The sequence below is a fragment of the Dietzia sp. UBA5065 genome (assembly GCA_002415925.1).
Classification (GTDB): Bacteria; Actinomycetota; Actinomycetes; order Mycobacteriales; family Mycobacteriaceae; genus Dietzia.
Genome location: DIAZ01000047.1, coordinates 1 through 3,370, shown reverse-complemented (window position 1 = coordinate 3,370; position 3,370 = coordinate 1). Strand labels below are relative to the sequence as shown.

Sequence of the window (3,370 nt, the reverse complement as noted above, 5' to 3'; positions counted from 1 at the left end):
AGATACCTGATTTTCCACTGAACGGCACACTCGCTTGTCGGGCCGGGCGCGTGCGGGCGACACTGCTGGCATGACGGAGAAGAAGAAGCTCACCGCCGCGATCGTGGGGTCCGGCAACATCGGCACCGACCTCATGTACAAGCTCGAGCGGAGCGAGTACATCGAACCGAAGTGGATGATCGGCATCGACGCGGAGTCCGAGGGGATGAAGCGCGCCGCCGACCACGGCCTGACCTGCATGTCCGGGGGCGCCGACGAGCTGCTCGCCTCGATCGAGGCCGGCGGCGAGAAGCCCGACCTGCTGTTCGAGGCCACCAGCGCCTACGTCCACAAGGCCTACGCTCCCAAGTACGAGGAGGCCGGCATCATCGCCATCGACCTCACCCCGGCCGCGGTCGGCCCCATGGTCATCCCGCCGGCGAACCTGCACGAGCACGCAGACGCGCCCAACCACAACATGGTCACCTGCGGCGGCCAGGCCACCATCCCGATGGTCCACGCCGTGTCGCAGGTGGTGCCGGTCGAGTACGCGGAGATCGTCGCGTCGGTCTCCTCGGAGTCGGCCGGCCCGGGCACCCGCGCCAACATCGACGAGTTCACGGAGACCACCAGGCTCGCGATCGAGAAGGTCGGCGGCGCCAAGCGCGGCAAGGCGATCATCATCCTCAACCCGGCCGAGCCGCCCATGATCATGCGCGACACCATCTTCTGCGCGATCCCCTCCGACGCCGACCACGACCTCATCACCACCGCCATCCGCAAGCGGGAGAAGGAGATCCAGGAGTACGTGCCGGGGTACCGGCTGCTCCAGGAGCCGCAGTTCGATCCGCCGACCGAGATCACCGGCGGGATGGCGCGCGTCGCCATCTTCGTCGAGGTCGAGGGCGCCGGGGACTTCCTCCCGCCGTACGCCGGCAACCTCGACATCATGACCGCCGCCGCCACCAAGGTCGGCGAGGACATCGCCAAGACCAAGCTCGGAGTGTGAGAACAATGGACAAGACCAACCCGTACAACGCCGACGCCCGGGCGTACAGCTCCGAGCTCGACATCCGGATCACCGACTCGTCGCTGCGTGACGGCTCCCACCACAAGCGCCACCAGTTCTCGATCGACGACGTCCGCAACGTCGTCGCCGCCCTCGACGGCGCGGGCGTCCCCGTCATCGAGGTCACCCACGGCGACGGCCTCGGCGGCGCGTCCTTCAACTACGGCTTCGCCAAGTCCTACGACCAGGACCTCATCAGGGCCGCGGCCGAGACCGCCAAGCAGGCCAAGATCGCCTTTCTCACGCTGCCCGGCCTGGGCATCAAGGACGACATCCTCGCCGCCCGCGACAACGGCGGCTCGATCTGCCGCGTCGCCACGCACTGCACGGAGGCCGACGTCTCCATCCAGCACTTCGGCTACGCCCGCGAGCTCGGCCTCGAGACGGTCGGCTTCCTCATGATGAGCCACACCCAGCCGCCGGAGGTCCTGGCCAAGCAGGCCAGGATCATGGCCGACGCCGGGTGCCAGTGCGTCTACATCGTCGACTCGGCGGGCGCGCTGGTCATGGATCAGGTCTCCGACCGCGTGGCCGCGGTGGTCGCCGAGCTCGGCAGCGACGCCCAGGTGGGCTTCCACGGCCACGAGAACCTGGACGTGGGCGTCGGCAACTCGATCATGGCGATCCGCGCCGGCGCCCAGCAGATCGACGGCTCCACCCGTCGCTTCGGCGCCGGCGCCGGCAACACGCCCGTCGAGGCCCTGGTGGGGGTGTGCGACAAGCTCGGCATCACCACCGGAGTGGACTTCTTCAAGATCGCCGACGCCGCCGAGGACGTGGTGCGGCCGCTCATGCCCACCGAGTGCGTGGTCGACCGCTCGGCGCTGATGCTCGGCTACGCCGGCTGCTACTCCTCGTTCCTCAAGCACGCCGAGGGGCACGCCAACCGTTACGGCGTGCCGTCGTCGGAGATCCTCATCCGCGCGGGCGAGCGGCGACTCGTCGGCGGCCAGGAGGATCAGCTCATCGACATCGCGCTGGAGATCCAGAAGGAGCAGGCGAACGCCTGATCCCGAGCGCAGAGGAGGGCCGGTCCGGAGATGACCATGACGGAGTTCGTGCCGCTGCTCGCCGCCGTCGCCTTCGGCCTGGCCATCGGCATCGAGCGCGAACGCAGCCCCGCGCACCGGGGTCGCCGGATCGGCGCTCGGACCTTCCCCCTCCTCGCGCTGGTCGGCGCGGTCGGTGCCCTGCTGGGTGCGGCCGCGCTGGCCGTCGCCCTGGGCGCCTCGGCCGTGGTGATCATCGCCTGGTACTGGAGGGTCACCGGCGTGGACGCCGACGGGGACTCGACGGGGGACGTGGGCATCACCACCGTCGCGGCCGCGGTCGTCACCGTCCTGCTGGGCGCGCTGGCGGTCGTCAACGCACAGTTGGCGGTGGCGCTCGCGGTGATCGTGGTGGTGCTGCTCGCCGCCAAACACCGTCTCCACGACTTCGCCCGGAACGCGCTGGACGACCGCGACGTCAAGGATGCGGTGACGCTGCTCGTCGTGGCGTTCCTGGTCCTGCCGCTCATGCCGGACCGCGCCTTCGGTCCCTACGGTTCGCTCAACCCCCGCACGATCTGGCTTCTCGTGGTGTTCCTCACCGCGATCGGTTGGGCGGGGTATGTGGCCGCGCGGCTCCTCGGGCGCAGGTGGGGGCTCTTCGTCACCACGCTGGCGGGCGGGTTCGTCTCCGGTTCCGCGTCGACGGCGGTCGCCGCGCGCGCGGCCCGGGGCGGGGCGGGGGGCCGCCGGGACCCCCTCGCGGCCGCGGTGGCCGTGAACATCTCCACGCTCGTGCAGGCCGTCGTCGTCACGTGGGTGATCGACCGCGACGTCGCCCGGGCCGTTCTCGTGGGCGCCGCCGCGGGCATCGCCGTCCTGCTGGTGGAGGTGGCCGTCCTGCTGCGCGGTCGCGGGTCGGCCGCGGTCGCCGACGAGCAGGGGCGCGACCGCGACTTCGGGCGGCCCATGTCCGTGAAGGCGGCGATCGTCCTCGCGTCGATCCTGGCGCTGCTGCTCATGGCCACCCGTGCCGCCGCCCACGAGTTCGGCGGCGCGGGCGCGCTGGTCGTCTCGGCGATCGGTGGGCTCGCCGACGCGCACGCCGCCGCGATCGCCGCGGCCTCCGCAGCCTCGGCCGGCACCATCACGACGGGCACCGCCGCGACGGCCATCGGCCTGGGGCTGCTCACCAACCTGGGCGTCAAGCTCACCCTCGCGGGCACCATTGGCGGCGCGCGCTTCGCAGCGACGCTCGGCGCGTTGCTGGTGCCCGTCGCGGCGGCGGTGGGGGTCGGCCTCGCCTTGGGCTAGGCGGGGCGGCCGCTCAGGC

General features: G+C 71.2%; 3 protein-coding genes. All 3 read left to right on the top strand.

The features are described from left to right. The first annotated feature begins 70 nt into the window (after positions 1-70). The 3 genes from B4M60_RS03490 to B4M60_RS03480 are packed head-to-tail and all read left to right on the top strand — an operon-like array spanning position 71 to position 3,351. Complete coding sequence (locus tag B4M60_RS03490) at positions 71-988, top strand: acetaldehyde dehydrogenase (acetylating) (RefSeq protein ID WP_291080323.1); 918 nt, start codon at positions 71-73, stop codon at positions 986-988. A 5-nt stretch (positions 989-993) separates the two neighbouring features. After that, positions 994-2,058: a 4-hydroxy-2-oxovalerate aldolase gene (gene dmpG, locus B4M60_RS03485; protein WP_291080321.1), complete on the top strand. Its 1,065-nt coding sequence runs from the start codon at positions 994-996 to the stop codon at positions 2,056-2,058. 30 nt (positions 2,059-2,088) lie between these two features. Further along, a complete protein-coding gene (locus B4M60_RS03480; protein ID WP_291080319.1) occupies positions 2,089-3,351 on the top strand; it encodes a DUF4010 domain-containing protein in 1,263 nt (420 codons plus the stop codon). The last annotated feature ends 19 nt before the right edge of the window (positions 3,352-3,370 follow it).

Coding starts and splice junctions, on each gene's coding strand:
- B4M60_RS03490 (WP_291080323.1), top strand. CDS start 71: ATGACGGAGAAGAAGAAGCTCACCGCCGCGATCGTGGGGTCCGGCAAC.
- dmpG (WP_291080321.1), top strand. CDS start 994: ATGGACAAGACCAACCCGTACAACGCCGACGCCCGGGCGTACAGCTCC.
- B4M60_RS03480 (WP_291080319.1), top strand. CDS start 2,089: ATGACCATGACGGAGTTCGTGCCGCTGCTCGCCGCCGTCGCCTTCGGC.